The organism is Streptomyces sp. NPDC093544 (genome assembly GCF_040683495.1).
Taxonomy (GTDB): Bacteria; Actinomycetota; Actinomycetes; order Streptomycetales; family Streptomycetaceae; genus Streptomyces.
The window spans coordinates 1-17088 of record NZ_JBFBEA010000011.1; the positions used below are offsets into that span (position 1 = coordinate 1).

A 17088-nucleotide genomic window follows, 5' to 3' on the forward strand; every position below is an offset into this window, starting at 1 on the left:
GCGTCACCGGACCCCCGCATCCTGCCCAACGCCTGATCCGGCGGCGACGGGCGGATGTACCGGCCCCCGGCCCCGACCCACCCACCGGACCCCAGACACCCGACCGCAGACACCCACCCGCAGGCACCCACCCAGCGCACCACGAGCAACGCCGGATAGCCTCGAACCATGAGCAGGCCCGCCACCTTCACCCCTCCCCCCGGCGTACACGCCCTCCGCCTCCACACCGCACGCGGCGAGTTCGCCGCGCTCGAAGCGGCAGCACAGGGGCAGCGCAGGGGCACTGTGCTGTTCCTGCCGGGGTTCACCGGGAGCAAGGAGGACTTCATCTCGCTGCACGAACCGCTCGCGGCGGACGGCTACCGCACCGTGGCCGTGGACGGCCGAGGCCAGCACGAGTCCCCCGGCCCACGGGACGACGAAACGCCGTACGCGCAGGGCGAGTTGGCAAGGGACGTACTCGCACAGGCGGACGCCATCGGCACCCCCGTACACCTCGTCGGCCACTCCCTCGGCGGCCAGATCGCCCGCGCCGCCGTCCTCCTGAACCCGTCCCCCTTCGTCTCCCTCACACTCATCTCCTCGGGCCCCGCCCAGATCTCCGTCTCCCAGCAACAGCGCGCCAAACTGCTCCGGGACGCGCTCGCAGTAATGGACATGGCCGAGGTATGGGAAGCCATGCAGGCGATGGAACCGCCGGAGGACACCGACACCGGCGGCCTCGACACAGGCCTCGACGACCGCGCCGACCTACGCCGCCGCTGGCTCGGCAACAGCCCGGCCCAGCTCATCGCGACCGGCCGCCAGCTGTGCAGCGAGCCGGACCGCGTCGCCGAACTGGCAGCGCTCCCCCTGCCGAAGCATGTCCTGTCCGGCGACGAGGACAACACCTGGCCGCTACCGCTCCTCGACGACATGGCCGTACGCCTCGACGCGCGCCGCACGGTCATCCACGGCTCGGAGCACTCCCCGAACACGGACCGCCCCAAGGAAACAGCCCGCGCCCTCGCAGACTTCTGGAACCAGATCCAGGAGCGCCACTAGTACGGGCGGGCTAGTACTGCGCCCGAAGGTGCTCCCAGAACCCGTCCCGCAGCGCCCGCCGCAGATCCGCCTGTCCCCGCAGGGAGTACTGCAACAGCCCCTCGGCCTCGACCAGCAGATCCTGGTCGACCGAGCCGGGCAGATACGGATGCCCGGGCAGCAGGTCCACCAGTGCCTCGCGCCCCCGCGCCGCGAGCCACTTCGCGGCGACCTGCGCGCCCACGAACCGCACGTCATCGCGGGAGGGCCGCGCCGCCGCCGTCGCGTCGTACGTGGCGGAGGTCCGCCGCGCGACGTACGGCTTGAAGAAGTCGAGATCGAAGGTGCGCTGGCTGTCGACCTCCCAGAGCAGCGGCTCGGCCTGGTTGCGGCCCTCCGGCGCCTCGATGCCCCACAGGTGGACGCGCGCCCCGTACCCCTGCGCCGCCTCGACCGCCGACACCAGATCCTCGTCGCCGCCGAGCAGCGCGGCGTCACTGATGGCGCGGTGCCGGGCTAGGGACTCCAGGTCGGACCTGATGAGCGAGTCGACGCCCTTCTGCTGGTTGTTGGCGTTGAGGTTGCCCAACCGCACCTTCACGTCCGGCAGTTCGGCGATCGACTGCTGTTCCGCCGTGTGGATACGGCGCCGCGCGCCGTCGTACCAGTAGACCCGCAGCAGCCTGCTGTCCGCGAAGATCGTGCGGGCCCGGTCGATGAGCGCCTCGATGAGGCCCTCGGTGTCCAGATCGAAGGAGCGACGGTCCTCGGTGCCGGCGACCAGTCGTCCGGCGGCCGCGTACAGATACCCGGCGTCGACGAAGATCGCATGGGTCGAGGGCGTCTTGGCCACCTCGGCGAGCATGCGCTGGAGCAACTCGTTCGTGCGGTCGATGCGGGCGCCGAGCGTCCCGAGGTCGTCGTTCATCGCCTCCATTGTCCCGGCGGTCACGCTTCGAACACAACCGGTCCCGATCAGTCCGCTACTCACAAGTAGTGAGGGGTCGCGTACTCGCAAGTAGTTAGCGACGCGAAAAATTTCCTTAGCGTAGGGAATGTTTGTAACACGCATCCCGTTGAATCCGTATGGAGCGAGGGGCACCGACGCCTCACGCGCCACTCAAGTAGTTCTCCTCAGGAGGATGACCAGACGAAGGGAGAAGCCCATGCGCTTCGAAATCATGCGACTCGACGACGTCGACGGAACAGCCGTGGACAGCACCGTTGTAGACGCCGCCTCCGTCAACCGGATCGTTCAGCAGGCTGCCGCCATAGGACAGCGACTCTGGATCCGCCCGGCCGACTCATCCGCTTCATAACACGCGGACAGACTTCAGAGCCCCGTACGGCAACCATGCCGTACGGGGCTCTGCGCGTTCTCGAACCGGCCCCTTGCCGAACCCGCCCGTTGACGAACCCGCCCCCGACGCAATTCAACTCCCCTGAATCACCTGCGTAACCCCGTTGATGATCTGCTGAACCGCGATCGCCGACAGCATCATGCCCGCGAGCCGCGTCACCAGCACCACACCGCCGTCCTTGATGACGCGGATGATCAGCAGCGAGTACCGCATCACGATCCACAGCACGACATGGATGGCGAGGATCGCGGCCCACACGGACACCTGCGAGGCGACGCTGTCGGCCTTCTGCACCGCCAGGATCACCGACACGATCGCACCGGGTCCGGCGAGCAGCGGCATGCCCAGTGGTACGAGGGCGACGTTGACGTCCTTGGTCTGCTTGGGCTCGTCGGTCTTGCCGGTCAGCAGGTCGAGGGCGATCAGCAGGAGCAGCAGGCCGCCCGCGATCATCAGCGCGGGCACGGACACATGCAGGTAGTCCAGGATCTGGTGCCCGAGCAGCCCGAACACGGCGATCACTCCGCCGGCCACACAGACGGCCTGGAAGGCCATCCGCCGTTGCACCTTGGCGGGGCGTCCCGCGGTGAGCGCGAGGAAGATCGGGGTGATCCCAGGGGGATCCATGATCACGAAGAGAGTGAGAAACAGAGAACCGAAGACAGCAACGTCGAACACAGGGGAGGCCTTGCAGGTATTGAGGGGTGAACCAGGAATGACGAGAACAGGAGTGGCGAACCGGGGAGAGGGACCTACAGACCCTGGTCCCCGCCCGCCCCCGGCACCGGAAACGCCCCGGTGGCCCGCCGGGTGATCTCCCCGTACACCTCGGGATCGGTCGTGAACTCCCCGAGCACGCACGTCTTTCGGCTGCCGTGGTAGTCGCTGGACCCGGTGGCCAGCAGCCCCAGCTCGGCCGCAAGGCCGCGCAAGCGCGCCCGGGTGGCCGGTTCGTGGTCCATGTGGTCGACCTCGATGCCGTCGAGACCCGCGGCCGCCAGCTCCGCGATCGCGGAGTCCGGCACGGTCCGGCCGCGCTTGGCGGCGGCCGGATGCGCGAAGACGGTGACGCCGCCCGCACTCTTGACCAGCCGGATCGCCTCGAAGGGGTCGGTCTCGTGCTTCTCGACGAAGGCCCGGCCGCCGTCGGACAGCCACTTCTCGGTGAAGGCGTCGTTCACGGTCGGTACGACGCCGAGTTCGACCAGGGCGGAGGCGATATGGGGCCGTCCCACCGAACCCTCGCCCGCGATGCGCGCCACCTGCGTCCAGGTGATCGGCACACCGATCTCCTGAAGCCTGGCGACCATGCTCTTGGCGCGCGGCACCCGGTCGTCCCGTACGAGCTCACGCTCGTCGAGCAGCGCGGGCTCCTCGGGGTCGAAGAGGTAGGCCAGCAAGTGCATGCTGATGCCGTCCAGGCGGCAGGAGAGCTCGGCTCCGGTGACCAGCGTCAGCCCGGCAGGCAGCGCGTCGATGGCCTCGGCGTACCCGCGGGTCGAGTCGTGGTCGGTAAGCGCGACGACGTCCAGGCCGGCGGCTGCGGCGTTGCGGACCAGCTGGGCCGGGGTGTCCATACCGTCGGACGCGGTGGAGTGGGCGTGCAGGTCGATGCGCACTACGCGGACTCCAGACGGTGACAGTACGGAAGAGGACACCCAGGGCGGGGAAGGGAACACCCAAGGGTAACGGGAATCCGACCCTCCCCTGTCACACCCGCATACACCCGGCGCCCCCTACGAACCCCTTACGAATCGCAGGCGAACCGCCTACGAACCGCCCGCGAGCCCTACGGCTCCAGGATCCGCGGCGACAGCGCCCCGCACGGCAGCAGGTCCACCTCGGCGCCCGCGTCCCGCAGGTCCGTCAGCACCAGTTCGTCGTACATCAGCAGTCCGGACTGCTCGGGCCACACGACCGCCCACAGCCACAGCCCGAGCGCCTCGCCCGCGAAGACGGCGCGGTCGTCGGGGGCGCCGGCCACATGCCAGAGGGGGGTGGGCCGGCCTGCCGCGAGGACCTTCGCCTGGGGCGGTTTCTCGACACTCATGTACGGGCCGGGGTCGGGCCCGTCGACTCCCGCGTACCGCGCGCCGAGGCCGACGCCGAGTTCCTCGGCGATGAGGACCAGTTCCCCTATACCGCCGAGCGGTCCGGGCCCGGAGCAGGCGACGGCGGTCGCACGCCCGCCGCTGCGGTCGTCACCGGCGAAGGCGGCGCCGGTGAACAGCCAGCCGACCGGCAGCGGCCACGGCATCCACACGGGCACCCGGGCGCGATGCACCACCACGCCGAGGGCTTCGACGCTGGGCGGGATCACGGGCTGCAGCGGATGCACGGTGCCGTGCAGATCGCACTGCCAGGAGTCGGCAAAGAGGCCGGGAGCCCTGACCCGGCCACCACACTTCGGGCAACTGGGTTCGCCCCTCATAAGGCCCAACGGTCCTCCCCGTCCTTCGCCGCGTCAAGGACGATCACCCGTCCGGCGCCCGCACCTCACCCGGGGTCGCCTGGGAAAAGTAGATGTAGCTTGCATTATTTAGTCGACCTAACTTATTATGTGTATACGTCAACGATCTGGTCGAGGACTGCGAGGACCACGTATGCGCACCACCACAGGAGAAGCGGCTGAAGCGGACCCGATCGACGACCCCTTCGACGCGGGAGCCGGCAGCATCCTGCGCCAGCCGAAGGCGGTCTGGGCGACGGCCGGGGCGTCCGTCGTCGCCTTCATGGGCATCGGGCTCGTCGACCCGATCCTGCCGTCGATCGCCAAGGGCCTTGACGCCACCACCGGCCAGGTCTCGCTGCTCTTCACCTCGTACTTCCTGATCACCGCCGTCGCGATGCTCCTGACGGGCTTCGTCTCCAGCCGCATCGGCGGCAAGAAGACCCTGCTCCTCGGCCTCGCCCTCGTGGTCGTCTTCGCGGGCCTCGCCGGCACGTCCGGATCGGTCGGCGAACTCGTCGCCTTCCGGGCCGGCTGGGGCCTCGGCAACGCACTGTTCGTGTCCACCGCCCTCGCCGTCATCGTCGGCGCGGCGGCCGGCGGCAGCGCCGCGGCGATCCTGCTGTACGAGTCGGCCCTGGGCCTCGGCATGGCGTGCGGACCCCTGCTGGGCGCGCTGCTCGGTAACGCCAGCTGGCGTTACCCGTTCTTCGGCACCGCGTTCCTGATGGCGGTCGGCTTCCTGTGCATCACGGCGTTCCTCAAGGAGCAGCCGAAGCCCACGAAGAAGACCTCACTGCTGGACCCGATCCGGGCACTGGGCCACGGCGGCCTCGCCTCGGCGGCCGTCTCGGCGTTCTTCTACAACTACACGTTCTTCACCGTGCTGGCCTTCACCCCGTTCGTGCTGAACATGACCCCGTACAAGTCGGGCGCCGTCTTCTTCTGCTGAGGTCTGCTGCTCGCCCTCTTCTCGGTGATCGTGGCCCCGCGCATGCAGGCCCGCTTCGGCTCGCTGAAGGTGCTCGGCGGCTCGCTGATCCTGCTCGCCTTCGACGTACTCGTCCTCGGCTACGGCAGCCACACCACCGCTGTCGTCTGCACGATCCTGTCCGGCGCCTTCATCGGCGTGAACAACACCGTCTACACGGAACTGGCCCTGGGCGTCTCGGACGCACCGCGCCCGGTGGCGAGCGCCGGGTACAACTTCGTGCGGTGGTTCGCGGCCGCGGCGGCGCCCTACTTCGCGCCGAAGATCGAGGGATGGAGCAACATCCGCATCCCGTTCGTCGTCGCGGCCGTCACGGCGGTGATCGGCGCCGCGGTGGTCTTCGTACGACGGGACGCGCTCACGCACGACGCCGAGGAGCTGGAACCGCGGCACGCCACGAAGGACAGTGTCACCGTTTTTGCCAACTGACTGATTTCAGCCAGGGTCTGACCTGGGATCAGCCGAAACCAAAAAAGAACCCGGAACAGAACCCCGAACAGAACCGGAACAGAAAAAAGACCTCAGTCCAGCGGAACGGACCTGCGCAGCGGATCGCGCAGGTCCGTTCCACCGCTCAGCCAGCGCTCCTGGAGGGCGCCCGCGCCGTGCACGCGCTTCCACGCGGCCTCGTTCGGCGTCATGGGGAGCAGCGGCAGGAAACGTACGGGGTCGGCGGGCTCGTCCAGGTCGAGGTCCTCCACCAGGCCGCCGGGCTCGGCGACCAGTACGGAGGTGAACGGCGCGCCCGGCCACAGGGGTTCACCCACGTCGAGCGAGGCGCCGGGGGCCACGATCAGGCCCTCGACCTGCGGAGACGCGGCGAGTACGGCGAGCGGGCGGAGCACCTTGTCGGTGTCGGCGGCGCCGGCGCGCACGGAAAGGACCAGCTCGGCGCGCGGGCCTTTCACAGGGTCGGCGACGACCGATGTGGGGTCCGCCATCGGCTGGGCGGACATGCCGAGCGTCGCGTAGCGGACGATGTCTCCCTCGGTGAAACGCAGTACTTCGACGCGGTCGGTACCGAGGAAGGTGACCGCGGCCCGCGCGTCGGGTTCGCCCAGCGCGGAACGTATCCGGGCCTCGACCAGAGGAAGAACATCAGCCATGAGCCGAGCATAGAACTCGTTAGGACGGGGCAAAGCGGCACCTTGACGCATCGGTGCGCTGATACTCTTGGCCCTCGGCCGGGGCAGCACGCAGAAGCGTCGCTCTCAAGTCCCGGCCCTCTGAGGCTGACTCCCCCCACGGGGGAACCGTCCGACTCCCCTGTGGAGGGAGCTGGACCCCCTACGGGGGATGGATCGTCCCTCACGGGGGACCGACCGGAGGAGGTGGGGCTGCAATGGATCGAAGTCACCCGTGCAGTACTACCCGCTCTTCCGGTCGCTGAGTTCTTTAGCTGGCTCTGTAGTCCTGCTGGCTGTCGCCTCCTGCGAACATGTGCATACGTGTCAGCGTTGCCCGGTGCACCACGGAAGAGCGCTTCGTTCCCACCTGATCCGTTCGATCCGAACGCGATCCGTCTGATCGAGACGTGATCTGCCTGATCTGAATCAGTAGCGAAGCTGCCACCACGACGGTGCGGTGCTCCCCGCTTTGTGGACGTACCAAACATCCGTAGTCAGGACGTCCCCATTCCGGGCAGTTCCAACCGTCGTCGGCCGCCTCCGTTGCGAAGGAGCCTGCCATGTCGATGATTCGTGACCTCCGTGCCGCAGTCCGCCCCCGTCCCTCGCTGCGCAAGGACACTGGCTCGTACGACACCACGCGTGACCCCGGGACCCCCTCCGCCGTGGTCGACTGCGCCATCTACCGCGACGGCGCCCGGGTGGAGACCCGCGAGCCCCTGACGCCGCACCAGGCGGTGCGTCAGGTGCACCGTGACGGCGGTTTCGTGTGGATCGGTCTGCACGAGCCGACCGAGGCCGAATTCTCCGGTATCGCAAGCGAGTTCGGGCTGCACCCGCTCGCCGTCGAGGACGCCGTGCAGGCCCACCAGCGGCCCAAGCTGGAGCGGTACGACGACTCGCTCTTCACCGTCTTCAAGACCATCCACTACGTCGAGCACGACCAGCTGACCGCCACCAGCGAGATCGTCGAGACCGGCGAGGTCATGTGCTTCACCGGGCGGGACTTCTTCATCACCGTCCGGCACGGCGGGCAGGGTTCGCTGCGGGCACTGCGGCACCGGCTCCAGGACGACCCCGAGCTGCTCGCCAAGGGACCCTCCGCCGTCCTGCACGCCATCGCCGACCATGTCGTCGACGGGTACATCGCGGTCGCGGACGCCGTACAGGACGACATCGACGAGGTCGAGACCCAGGTCTTCTCGCCCGGCCGCAAGGGCTCCCCGCGCGGCACGGACGCCGGGCAGATCTACCAGCTCAAGCGCGAGGTACTGGAGTTCAAGCGGGCGGTGTCGCCGCTGCTGCGCCCCATGCAGCTGCTGAGCGAGCGGCCGATGCGACTGGTCGACCCCGACATCCAGAAGTACTTCCGCGACGTCGCCGACCACCTCGCCCGGGTCCAGGAGCAGGTCCTCGGTTTCGACGAGCTGCTCAACTCGATCCTCCAGGCCAACCTCGCGCAGGCGTCCGTCGCGCAGAACGAGGACATGCGCAAGATCACGTCCTGGGCCGCGATCATCGCCGTACCGACGATGGTGTGTGGCGTGTACGGCATGAACTTCGACCACATGCCGGAGACGCACTGGAAGTACGGCTACCCGGTGATCCTCAGCGTCACGGTCGCCATCTGCCTGGGGATCCACCGCACGCTCAAGCGCAACGGCTGGCTGTGAAGGCACGCTCGATACTCTTGGCGCCATGACGACCCTTGGCGCCAAGGCGGAAGAGCTGCTCGACCAGGCCCTCGTCGAGGAGGCCACCAAGAAGTCCGGGCTCATCTGGGTCCGCGGCAGCGAGGTGCCGGTGCTTGAAGGGCAGGCCCGTGCTGTGCCCACCCGCGCCCTGTGGCACGTGTGGCACGACGGCGCGGCCTGTCTGATCGGCGACGGGCCCGGCGAGCAGCCGCTGCCGGGTCTGGTCGACGGGGGCGACGCGGTCGTCACCGTACGCAGCAAGGACAAGGGCGGGCGGCTCGTGGCCTGGGCCGCGAAGGTCGTGGAGCTGACGCCCGGATCCCCTCAGTGGGAGGCGGCGGTCGCCGAGCTCAAGGGCAAGCGCCTGAACGCCCCCGATGGGGAGGCCATGACCGGGCGCTGGGCCCGCGAGTGCAGGGTGCTCCGCCTCGAACCGACGGGCGGCACGTCCGAGCTCCCCGACGGCTCGCTCTCCGCACCGCCGCTGCCCACCCCCGCCACCACCCGGCAGCCGGCCCCCGCGGGCCTTCCCCGTCTTCTCTTCAAGAAGCGCAAGCGACGCCAGGCCTAGGACGACGGCAGCTGCTGCCCGTAGTCCACCGTCTCCTTCTTGCTGGGCTCCGCCAGGGCGAAGTCCTTGCCCCAGTCCGTGAGGCGGAGGGTGCCGGCGTTGCCCGCGCGGACCAGGAGGAGGGGGTACGCCGTTCCCTCCAGGGAGACGTCCAGGGAGCCGCCCGAGCCGTCGCCGCCGGTGATGCGGAAGGTGCGGACGCCGGACTGCTCGTGGTAGCCGTCGGTGGAGAGGGTGCCCTGCAGGGTGAGCAGGCCGTCGAGGAGGACGTCCTTGTCGGTGAAACCGCTGAAGCGCTTGTAGGTGGGGTCGTCGGTGGGGACCTTCACGTACATGCCGCTGAGCTTGTCGGCGACGTCCGTGTCCGTCGAGGTGGCGCCGCCCGAACCGTCCTGGTGGGTCCAGAAGTCCGCGTCGGCCTTGAGATAGAGGTGCTCGCCGACCCGCAACAGCTTGAAGGTCGACTCCTTCGAGGTGACCGACCCCGTCCCGCCGTCGTCCTTGAGGTTCATGTCGAGGGTGTAGGTGGTCCCGTTGGTCACGACGGTTCCGGCGAGCCGTACCGTCTTCGCGGCCTCGGCCGCCTGCTTCGTCTTCGCCTGGATCTCGGCGGCGGTCAGCTTGCCCACCCCGTTCGTGCCCGCGTCCGGGTCCTCGCTGCCGCACCCCGTCAGTCCTGTCCCCGTCACGACCAGTGCGCACATCGCGCTCACCAGCGCGGCCCTGCGGGTACGGCCCAGGAGAATTGCAGTCACAGGTGGGGCGCCTTTCGAGCGGGGGTCCGGGCGGCGGCGTACGGCAGCGTACCGGTGCTTCCCGCGCCCGGCGGAAGGGGTCCGTCCGGACCGCCCACCAGGGCGTATCCGACCGGGACGGGCTAGCCTGAAGCCCACCCGAGCGGACAAAACGGCAGGAACAGGAGGCGCACGCATGGCCGCAGGCGCCCCCCGGATCTTCGTCTCGCACCTCGCCGGCGTCGCCGTATTCGACCCGAACGGCGACCAGGTGGGCCGTGTGCGGGACATGGTCGCCATACTGCGTGTCGCGCGGCGACCGCCCCGGATCCTCGGCCTGGTCGTCGAACTGTCCACGCGCCGCCGCATCTTCCTGCCCATGACCCGGGTGACCGGCATCGAGAGCGGCCAGGTCATCACCACCGGAGTCCTCAACGTGCGCCGCTTCGAACAACGGCCCACGGAGCGGCTCGTGTTCGGCGAGCTCCTCGACCGTCGCCTCACACTCATCGAGACGGACGAGGAGGTGACCGTGCTCGACGTGTCCATCCAGCAGCTTCCGGCACGGCGGGACTGGGAGATCGACCGGGTGTACGTCCGCAAGGGCCGCAGCGGGGCGTTCAGGCGCACCAAGGGCGTAACCCTGACCGTCGAGTGGTCCGCCCTCACCGGGTTCTCGCTGGACGAGCAGGGACAGGGCGCCGAAAGCCTCCTCGCCACCTTCGAGCAGCTCCGCCCGGCCGACCTCGCGAACGTCATGCACCACCTGTCGCCGAAACGGCGCGGTGAGGTGGCCGCCGCGCTCGACGACGACCGCCTCGCCGACGTGCTCGAACAGCTCCCCGAGGACGACCAGATCGAGATCCTCGGCAAGCTCAAGGAGGAACGCGCGGCCGACGTCCTGGAGGCGATGGCCCCGGACGACGCTGCCGACCTGCTCGCCGAACTTCCCGAGGAGGACGTGGAGCGGCTGCTGAAACTGATGCGGCCCGGCGACGCGGCCGACGTACGGCGGCTGATGGCGTACGAGGAGCGGACCGCCGGCGGTCTCATGACGACCGAGCCCATCATTCTGCGGCCGGACGCGACGATCGCCGAGGCGCTCGCCCGGGTCCGCAGCCCCGACCTCTCCCCCTCGCTCGCCGCCCAGGTGTACGTGTGTCGCGCGCCGGACGAGACACCCACGGGCAAGTACCTGGGCACCGCGCACTTCCAGCGGCTCCTGCGCGACCCGCCGTACACCCTGGTCAGCTCGATCCTCGACGACGATCTGCAGCCCCTCACCCCGGACGCCGCGCTGCCCGTCGTCGCCGGGTTCTTCGCGACGTACGACATGGTCGCGGCGCCCGTCGTCGACGAGAGCGGCTCGCTGCTCGGCGCGGTGACCGTGGACGACGTACTGGACCACATGCTGCCCGAGGACTGGCGGGAGACGGAGTTCCACCTCGACGAGGACGAGGGGGAGGACGAGGGGGTGGCCGATGGCGCCTGAACGCGAGACGCGCGAGCGCGCCGTCTCCGGGGCGACCGCGGCCACCCGGCCGCGCACCCGGCTCGACCAGCCGAAGCCGACGCGCCGCAGACTGCTGCCGGAGTGGGACCCGGAGGCGTTCGGACGGTTCTCGGAGCGGATCGCGCGGTTCCTGGGCACCGGGCGGTTCATCGTCTGGATGACCATCGTCGTCGTGGTGTGGGTGCTGTGGAACATCTTCGCGCCGGGCGACCTGCGCTTCGACAACTACCCGTTCATCTTCCTGACCCTGATGCTGTCGCTCCAGGCCTCCTACGCCGCCCCGCTGATCCTGCTCGCGCAGAACCGGCAGGACGACCGCGACCGCGTCAACCTCGAACAGGACCGCAAGCAGAACGAGCGGTCGATCGCTGACACCGAGTACCTCACCCGGGAGATCGCCTCGCTGCGCGTGGGCCTCGGCGAGGTCGCCACCCGCGACTGGATCCGTTCCGAGCTCCAGGACCTGGTCAGGGAACTGGAGGAGCGGCGTCCGGACAGCCGCGTGGTATTCCCGCCGGAGCACCCTCGGGGACGTGACACAGACGACCTGTGACGGGGCTTTCCTGGGCCCATGGGGAGCCCCGTACCATCGACAGCATGGTGGCTACGGAAGACGCGGTGCGCGAAGCACTGGCGACGGTGAACGACCCCGAGATCCAACGACCCATCACCGAGCTGGGGATGGTCAAATCGGTTGAGATCGGCGCGGATGGTGCGGTCGCGGTCACTATTTACCTGACCGTCTCCGGCTGCCCGATGCGCCAGACCATCACGGACACCGTGACGGCCGCGGTCGCGGCGGTCGAAGGCGTCACACACGTCGACGTGACCCTCGACGTGATGGGCGACGAACAGCGCCGCGAGCTCGCGTCCGCGCTGCGCGGCGGGACGGCCGAGCGTGAGGTCCCCTTCGCCCAGCCCGGCTCGCTCACCCGCGTGTACGCGGTCGCCTCCGGCAAGGGCGGCGTCGGCAAGTCCTCGGTGACGGTGAACCTGGCTGCGGCGATGGCGGCCGACGGCCTCAAGGTCGGTGTCGTCGACGCCGACATCTACGGCCACTCCGTACCGCGCATGCTCGGCGCCGACGGCAAGCCGACCCAGGTCGAGAACATGATCATGCCGCCGTCCGCGCACGGCGTGAAGGTCATCTCCATCGGGATGTTCACGCCGGGCAACGCGCCCGTCGTATGGCGCGGCCCGATGCTCCACCGCGCCCTCCAGCAGTTCCTGGCGGACGTCTTCTGGGGCGACCTGGACGTCCTGCTCCTCGACCTCCCGCCGGGCACGGGCGACATCGCGATCTCGGTCGCCCAGCTCGTCCCGAACGCCGAGATCCTCGTCGTGACGACGCCTCAGCAGGCCGCCGCCGAGGTCGCCGAACGCGCGGGCTCCATCGCCGTACAGACCCACCAGAAGATCGTCGGCGTCGTCGAGAACATGTCGGGCCTGCCCTGTCCGCACTGCGGCGAGATGGTCGACATCTTCGGCACGGGCGGCGGCCAGGCAGTCGCCGAGGGCCTGACCCGCACCACGGGCGCCCACGTCCCGGTCCTGGGCAGCATCCCCATCGACGTCCGCCTCCGCGAGGGCGGCGACGAGGGCAAGCCCGTCGTCCTGACCGACCCGGACTCCCCTGCGGGCTCCGCCCTCCGCGCAATCGCAGGCAAACTGGGCGGCCGAGCCCGAGGCCTTTCGGGCATGTCCCTGGGCATCACGCCGCGCAACAAATTCTGAGCAGGGGACTGGAGGCGCCCCTTCAGGGGCGCGGGGAACTGCGCGAGCAACCACGACGAACCCGCGGGTTGAAACGCTCCCCACAAAGAGGGGGCGCCGTCTTGAGTGACGGCGCCCCCTCCTCGTATGCCCGCCGCCTAGGCGTACGCCCCGATGTCCTTGATCATCGAGAAGCCCAGCCCATACGCGCTCATGCCCCGCCCGTACGCGCCCACGTGGACGCCCTCCTGGGTGGAACCCGCGAGGACCCAGCCGAACTCGGCCTCGCGGTAGTGGAAGGGCGTGGGGACGCCGTCCACGGGGAGGGACAGGGAGGACCAGTCGGGGCCGGTCAGGTCGTCGGCCAGGACCCACGCCGTTTCCGTCTGCTGGTCCAGCCAGTCGTCCCGCAGGGTGTGGTCCATCTGGCCGGGCCAGGTGAAGGACAGCAGCCCCACTCCCGCGAGCCAGGCCGCGGAGGAGACCGAAGTGGCCTCCAGCAGACCCGTACCGTCCGCGCTGCGGCGTACGGGGCTGGCCGCGACGGTCACCACGACCGCGAAGCGCTCCTTGTCCTCAGTCGTCTCGCCACGCACGGTGGGCTCTTCGCCGTGCCCGATCGAACCGTGCTCGACGGCACCGTCCGCCGAGGTACCGACCTGCATCAGCCAGCGCGGTCCCGTGAAGGCCTCATCGAGGCCGTACCACGGGAAGGGCGCCAGCAGGTAACCGTCGACCGTACGCCGGGCGGAGGGGACCTGTTGTCCGCCCTCCGCGGCCGGCGCCTGCGCGCCTACCCGACTTGTCGTCTCCATCTGCCGGACGCCTCCTAGCTCTCGTCGGACCGCTGGGCCCGCCCCCCTCGGGCGTCCTTATCGGTCCGCACAACAACTGGGCAGCATAGCCACACCACTCCGAGCAGCCGGGAAAGCGCCCGGCGCGTGGGTACGTTTTAGGGCCGCGTGAGACTGAGATCACCTGCGACGAAGGCCGTCCGCGGCTCAGCTGGCGCGTCGGTACGGCTCCGGTGGCGCGTCGGTACGGCTCCGGTGGCGCGTCGGTACGGCTCCGGTGGCGCGTCGGTACGGCTCCGGTGGCGCGTCCGTACGGCTCAGGTGGCGCGTCCGTACGGCTCAGGTGGCGTCCGCGTCGAAGGGCGGGCGCTCGTCCTTGGTGAGGTCGTGCTTCTCGCGCTTCTTCGTCATGTCGACGGAGCCACCGGAAGTGCCGGCGGAGCCGGCGGACGCTTCGGACTCACGGCCGTGCACCGCGTCCGTGACGTCGGCCATCTCCTTCTTCAGGTCGAAGCCGTTGCGGATTTCCTTGAGCCCCAGCTCGTCGTTGTCCAGCTGCTTGCGGATGAACGTCTTGGGGTTGAGGTCCTCGAACTCGAAGTCCTTGAACCCCGGGCCGAGTTCCTCGCGGATGTCCGCCTTGGCGCTCTCCGAGAACTCTCGGATCTTGCGGATGGTGCGCGTGACGTCCTGGATCATCTTCGGGAGCTTGTCCGGACCGAAGACGAGCACGGCGAGAACAACGAGCGCCACAACCTCGAGCGGTCCTATGTCATTGAACACCTGAAGCTCCTTGCGATGTCCTCGGTCCTCGGGCCCTCGGCGGTTCTTCCGTGGTCCGGGCCGTGTCCACGGTACCCGGCCATCCCGTCCGTCCGGAACTGTCCCGGGGCTTCCGGGTTCATGTACACGCCGGGTTTTCCGCGATGTTTGCCGTTCGGGGCAGGCCCCGGCCGACTTTGTGTGACGTTCCTGTCAGTTGCTGTCGGCCGAACCGAGGACCAGGGTGAGCTGCTCTTCCGTACCGCCGCGCAGGAGAGTCAACCGCAGCGTGTCGCCGGGGTGGTGCGCGCGGATCCTCACGATGAGCTCCTCGCCGGAGTGCACGCGCCGGTCGTCGACCTCGGTGATGATGTCGCCCTCCTTGATGCCCGCCTTGGCACCTGGGCCGCCCGCCGTGACCGCCGGACCGCCGTCGCCGCTCTGCGTCCCGACCTTGGCGCCGTCGCCCGCGTACTCCATGTCGAGCGTGACGCCGATCACGGGGTGGGTCGCCTTGCCGGTGTTGATGATCTCCTCGGCGACGCGCTTGCCCTGGTTGATGGGGATGGCGAAACCGAGCCCGATCGAACCGGCCTGACCGCTCTCCAGGCCGGAACCGCTGTCCGCGGAACGGATGGCGCTGTTGATGCCGATGACGCGGGCCCTGGAATCGAGGAGGGGGCCGCCGGAGTTGCCGGGGTTGATCGGAGCGTCGGTCTGCAGTGCGTCCACGTACGAGACGTCGCTGCCGTCACCGCCCTCCCCGCCCGCCGTGATGGGCCGCTCCTTGGCGCTGATGATGCCGGAGGTGACGGTGTTGGCGAGGTCGAAGGGCGCGCCGATGGCGACGACCGGGTCGCCGACCTGGACGTTGTCGGAGTTGCCGAGCGGCATGGGGTCCAGGCCGCTGACGCCGGACACCTCGACGACGGCGAGGTCGTACCCGCTGTCGCGCCCGACGACCTTGGCCTTGGCGGTGTCGCCGCTGCTGAACGTCACGGTTATCTCGCCGCCGTCGGCGGCCGGTTCGACCACGTGGTTATTGGTGAGGATGTGCCCCTGGCCGTCGAGCACGAACCCGGTGCCGGTGCCCTCCTGCTCCGACCCGCTCACATGCAGGGTGACGACACTGGGCAGCGCCTGCGCGGCGATCCCGGCCACGCTGTCCGGAGCGCGCCCTGGCGCCTCCTTCCCGGCCTGCGGCAGCTCTACGTCGCTCACCCCGCCGTTCCGCTCCAGATACACCCCTACGGCGCCTCCGACGCCTCCGGAGACGAGAGCGATCAGTACCGCCCCGGCGACCAGTGCCTTCTTCGTGCGCTTGCGCTGCTGGGCCTTGGTGGCCACGACCGCGCCGTTCTGCTGGAGGGGGCCGGGGGCGGCGGGGGCGGCCCAGGGGTCGTAGTTCTGCCAGGGGGCGGGGACGACGGAGGTGGGGGCGGGGGCGAAGGGTTCGTACGTGTCGTCGGCCGCAGTCGTCGGCGCCGGGGGCGCCGCCGGGACCTGGGTGCCGTGCGCGGGCGTGCCCGCGGGGTGCTGGACGGGCGGGGCCGACGCCCAGGGGCCTGGTTCGCCGTAGGGCGGGGTGCTGTAGGGGTCGGGGTCGTGCAGGGGCTTGGGGCGGTCGGCCGGGGCCTGGTCGGCGGGCACGGCGTTGGAAGGGGGGTCGGAAGGACGGCCTGGAGGAAGGCCGGGGGGAAGAACCGCGGGAGGGTCGAGGGGAAGGTCGGGAGGAAAAGCCGCGGGACGGTCGGGGAGAAGGGTGGACGGAAGAACCGCGGGACGGTCGGACGGAAGGTCAGGAGGAAAAGCCGCGGGGACTTCGGACGAATGGTCGTCGGGAAGAGCCGCGGGATGGCCGGCGGAAATGCCGTCCGGCTCGCCTTCGCGGTGGGCCGGAACGGGATCCGCCAACTCGAAGTCGCCGTCGGCACCGGCGCCCGACTCTGCCGACTCACCATGACCATCGGCGCCCGACCGTGCCGACGCAGCATGACCATCGGCATCCGACCGTGCCGGCGCAGCATGACCATCGGCGCCCAACCCTGCCGACTCGCCGCCCCCAAGAGGTCGCTCCAACTCGAAGTCACCGTCGGCGTCCACACCGGGCGCCGTCGGGTCACCGCCCCCGAGAGGTCGCTGAAGCTCGAAATCGCCCTCGGCCTCGGCCTCAGGTATCCGTACGCCCTCGGACGAGACCGCCCCGGTATCCCCCGGGGCGACCGGCGACCGGGGTCGGTTCCACCACTTCGCCTTCGTGGGCTTCCCCTCGCTCATGCTCTCCCCACACCTGGCCCCCGGGCACAACTCGCCGACGGTTGCCGCAGATTGTCGACTCCGCGCCCGGGATCCCTCC

Annotated in this window: 16 protein-coding genes and 1 pseudogene; 8 read left to right on the plus strand and 9 right to left on the minus strand. The window is 69.6% G+C overall.

All coding sequences use genetic code 11. The features are described from left to right. The first annotated feature begins 168 nt into the window (after positions 1-168). Positions 169-1044, plus strand: a complete 876-nt coding sequence (locus tag AB0N66_RS17955; RefSeq protein WP_365435310.1) for an alpha/beta hydrolase — start codon at positions 169-171, stop codon at positions 1042-1044. 10 nt (positions 1045-1054) lie between these two features. On the opposite strand, the gene AB0N66_RS17960 is transcribed toward AB0N66_RS17955, so the two are convergent. Continuing rightward, entirely contained in the window at positions 1055-1951 is an 897-nt protein-coding gene (locus tag AB0N66_RS17960) for an NYN domain-containing protein (RefSeq protein WP_365435313.1), read from the minus strand. A 238-nt stretch (positions 1952-2189) separates the two neighbouring features. Between AB0N66_RS17960 and AB0N66_RS17965 the strand changes: the two genes are divergently transcribed. After that, complete coding sequence (locus AB0N66_RS17965) at positions 2190-2342, plus strand: hypothetical protein (protein WP_356270542.1); 153 nt, start codon at positions 2190-2192, stop codon at positions 2340-2342. 114 nt (positions 2343-2456) lie between these two features. Here AB0N66_RS17965 and AB0N66_RS17970 read toward each other — a convergent pair whose 3' ends face one another. The 3 genes from AB0N66_RS17970 to AB0N66_RS17980 all read right to left on the minus strand — a co-directional run bounded on the left by AB0N66_RS17970 (position 2457) and on the right by AB0N66_RS17980 (position 4815). Further along, entirely contained in the window at positions 2457-3062 is a 606-nt protein-coding gene (locus tag AB0N66_RS17970) for a MarC family protein (protein ID WP_365435317.1), read from the minus strand. 74 nt (positions 3063-3136) lie between these two features. Beyond that, the gene (locus AB0N66_RS17975) at positions 3137-4003 is read right to left on the minus strand and encodes a PHP domain-containing protein (protein ID WP_365435320.1); all 867 of its coding nucleotides are present in this window, start codon (positions 4001-4003) and stop codon (positions 3137-3139) included. Between the two features lie 170 nt (positions 4004-4173). Then, positions 4174-4815 (minus strand): DUF6758 family protein, encoded by a 642-nt coding sequence (locus AB0N66_RS17980; protein WP_365435323.1) that lies wholly within the window; start codon positions 4813-4815, stop codon positions 4174-4176. A gap of 172 nt (positions 4816-4987) precedes the next feature. Here AB0N66_RS17980 and AB0N66_RS17985 point away from each other — a divergent pair. Continuing rightward, positions 4988-6253 (plus strand): annotated as a pseudogene (locus AB0N66_RS17985) (MFS transporter). 92 nt (positions 6254-6345) lie between these two features. Here the strand turns inward: AB0N66_RS17985 and AB0N66_RS17990 are convergent. Then, positions 6346-6930 (minus strand): suppressor of fused domain protein, encoded by a 585-nt coding sequence (locus AB0N66_RS17990; RefSeq protein ID WP_365435326.1) that lies wholly within the window; start codon positions 6928-6930, stop codon positions 6346-6348. 581 nt (positions 6931-7511) lie between these two features. Here AB0N66_RS17990 and AB0N66_RS17995 point away from each other — a divergent pair. Together AB0N66_RS17995 and AB0N66_RS18000 are read left to right on the plus strand one after the other, a co-directional pair. After that, positions 7512-8624, plus strand: coding sequence for a magnesium and cobalt transport protein CorA (locus AB0N66_RS17995; protein ID WP_365435329.1), 1113 nt, complete (start codon positions 7512-7514; stop codon positions 8622-8624). A gap of 25 nt (positions 8625-8649) precedes the next feature. Beyond that, positions 8650-9216, plus strand: a complete 567-nt coding sequence (locus tag AB0N66_RS18000) for a hypothetical protein (protein WP_365435332.1) — start codon at positions 8650-8652, stop codon at positions 9214-9216. On the opposite strand, the gene AB0N66_RS18005 is transcribed toward AB0N66_RS18000, so the two are convergent. Beyond that, positions 9213-9920 carry a hypothetical protein gene (locus AB0N66_RS18005; protein ID WP_365436053.1) on the minus strand — a complete coding sequence of 236 codons (708 nt, stop codon included), beginning with the start codon at positions 9918-9920 and terminating at the stop codon, positions 9213-9215. The two genes, AB0N66_RS18000 and AB0N66_RS18005, sit on opposite strands and share 4 nt — an antisense overlap. A gap of 226 nt (positions 9921-10146) precedes the next feature. Here AB0N66_RS18005 and AB0N66_RS18010 point away from each other — a divergent pair, with 226 nt between their 5' ends. From AB0N66_RS18010 to AB0N66_RS18020, 3 genes are read left to right on the plus strand one after another with little or no spacing between them, the layout of a single operon-like run. Then, positions 10147-11442, plus strand: a complete 1296-nt coding sequence (locus tag AB0N66_RS18010) for a CBS domain-containing protein (RefSeq protein WP_365435335.1) — start codon at positions 10147-10149, stop codon at positions 11440-11442. Continuing rightward, positions 11432-12016: a DUF1003 domain-containing protein gene (locus tag AB0N66_RS18015; RefSeq protein ID WP_365435338.1), complete on the plus strand. Its 585-nt coding sequence runs from the start codon at positions 11432-11434 to the stop codon at positions 12014-12016. The genes AB0N66_RS18010 and AB0N66_RS18015 overlap by 11 nt, the downstream gene beginning before the upstream one ends. 47 nt (positions 12017-12063) lie before the next feature. Beyond that, entirely contained in the window at positions 12064-13197 is a 1134-nt protein-coding gene (locus tag AB0N66_RS18020) for an Mrp/NBP35 family ATP-binding protein (protein WP_365436056.1), read from the plus strand. Positions 13198-13334: 137 nt separating this feature from the next. On the opposite strand, the gene AB0N66_RS18025 is transcribed toward AB0N66_RS18020, so the two are convergent. From AB0N66_RS18025 to AB0N66_RS18035, 3 genes are all read right to left on the minus strand, one after another. Next, positions 13335-13991, minus strand: coding sequence for a hypothetical protein (locus AB0N66_RS18025; RefSeq protein WP_365435341.1), 657 nt, complete (start codon positions 13989-13991; stop codon positions 13335-13337). A gap of 318 nt (positions 13992-14309) precedes the next feature. Beyond that, positions 14310-14753, minus strand: a complete 444-nt coding sequence (locus AB0N66_RS18030) for a sec-independent translocase (protein ID WP_365435344.1) — start codon at positions 14751-14753, stop codon at positions 14310-14312. Positions 14754-14945: 192 nt separating this feature from the next. After that, positions 14946-17009 carry a trypsin-like peptidase domain-containing protein gene (locus AB0N66_RS18035; protein ID WP_365435347.1) on the minus strand — a complete coding sequence of 688 codons (2064 nt, stop codon included), beginning with the start codon at positions 17007-17009 and terminating at the stop codon, positions 14946-14948. Positions 17010-17088 lie beyond the last annotated feature (79 nt).

Coding starts and splice junctions, on each gene's coding strand:
- AB0N66_RS17955 (WP_365435310.1), top strand. CDS start 169: ATGAGCAGGCCCGCCACCTTCACCCCTCCCCCCGGCGTACACGCCCTC.
- AB0N66_RS17960 (WP_365435313.1), bottom strand. CDS start 1,951: ATGAACGACGACCTCGGGACGCTCGGCGCCCGCATCGACCGCACGAAC.
- AB0N66_RS17965 (WP_356270542.1), top strand. CDS start 2,190: ATGCGCTTCGAAATCATGCGACTCGACGACGTCGACGGAACAGCCGTG.
- AB0N66_RS17980 (WP_365435323.1), bottom strand. CDS start 4,815: ATGAGGGGCGAACCCAGTTGCCCGAAGTGTGGTGGCCGGGTCAGGGCT.
- AB0N66_RS17990 (WP_365435326.1), bottom strand. CDS start 6,930: ATGGCTGATGTTCTTCCTCTGGTCGAGGCCCGGATACGTTCCGCGCTG.
- AB0N66_RS17995 (WP_365435329.1), top strand. CDS start 7,512: ATGTCGATGATTCGTGACCTCCGTGCCGCAGTCCGCCCCCGTCCCTCG.
- AB0N66_RS18000 (WP_365435332.1), top strand. CDS start 8,650: ATGACGACCCTTGGCGCCAAGGCGGAAGAGCTGCTCGACCAGGCCCTC.
- AB0N66_RS18005 (WP_365436053.1), bottom strand. CDS start 9,920: ATGTGCGCACTGGTCGTGACGGGGACAGGACTGACGGGGTGCGGCAGC.
- AB0N66_RS18010 (WP_365435335.1), top strand. CDS start 10,147: ATGGCCGCAGGCGCCCCCCGGATCTTCGTCTCGCACCTCGCCGGCGTC.
- AB0N66_RS18015 (WP_365435338.1), top strand. CDS start 11,432: ATGGCGCCTGAACGCGAGACGCGCGAGCGCGCCGTCTCCGGGGCGACC.
- AB0N66_RS18025 (WP_365435341.1), bottom strand. CDS start 13,991: ATGGAGACGACAAGTCGGGTAGGCGCGCAGGCGCCGGCCGCGGAGGGC.
- AB0N66_RS18035 (WP_365435347.1), bottom strand. CDS start 17,009: ATGAGCGAGGGGAAGCCCACGAAGGCGAAGTGGTGGAACCGACCCCGG.